The sequence below is a fragment of the Caballeronia sp. dw_19 genome, assembly GCF_018449515.1.
Lineage (GTDB): Bacteria > Pseudomonadota > Gammaproteobacteria > Burkholderiales > Burkholderiaceae > Caballeronia.
On the sequence record NZ_JAAVUQ010000107.1, the window covers coordinates 1 to 778 of the forward strand.

1 protein-coding gene is annotated in these 778 nt (G+C 65.3%); it reads right to left on the reverse strand.

Going from position 1 to position 778, the window contains the following annotated elements:
- A partial coding sequence (locus HB376_RS40605; protein WP_213769310.1) for an Ig-like domain-containing protein occupies nucleotides 1–778 on the reverse strand: 778 nt, incomplete at both ends.

A 778-nucleotide genomic window follows, 5' to 3' on the forward strand; every position in this document is an offset into this window, starting at 1 on the left:
TGTCGTGCTGCCTGCGGGAATGGCGTTGCCGTTGTCGTCGGTCAGGGTCGGCGCGGCCGGCGTGGCTGGGGTAGTGGTGTTGACCGTAAGCAGGAAAAACGGTGTCTGGGCGCTAACCGCTCCCGTGCCATCCCCAGCCGTTGCGATGGCAAAAAGCTTATGCGTGTTGTCATTCAGAGCGGACGTGGGCGTCATGCTCCACGTGCCGTTCGCGACCACCACGGCTGAACCCCAGAAGTAGGCCGTCGAGCCGTCGTACACCTTGATGATGTCGCCCACATGGCCCGTGCCGTGGATCACGCACTTCGGATCGTCGGTGGTCCCGCCTGAGAGGACTTCGCCCTTCACCGGGCCCACGTTGTCCGTGGCGCCGGTGATCACCGGCAGCGCGCCAGAAAGCGTGTCGACCGTGAACGAAAGCGCCGCGGAAGCAGCGCTGGTCGTGCCTGCCTTGTTGGTGTCGGTGGCCGTAAGGACGGTTGCGCCTTCCGGCAAGGCCGCCGTGGGCTTGAACGACCACTTGCCGTTTACGTCCGCCGTCGTGGAGCCGATTGCCACGCCATTGTTCAGGATCGTGATGATGTCGCCAGCCTTGCCCGTGCCTGCAATGGTCGGGTGGGAATCGTCCGTGAAACCGTTCGCCGGAATCACACCCTGGACCGGACCTACTGCGTCCGTGGCGCTCGTCAGAACCGGCGCGGCCGGCGTGGTCGTGTCCACCACCACGGCCGTTGCCGGCGACGTCGCGCTCGATGTCCCCGCCGGGTTCGTTTCAATC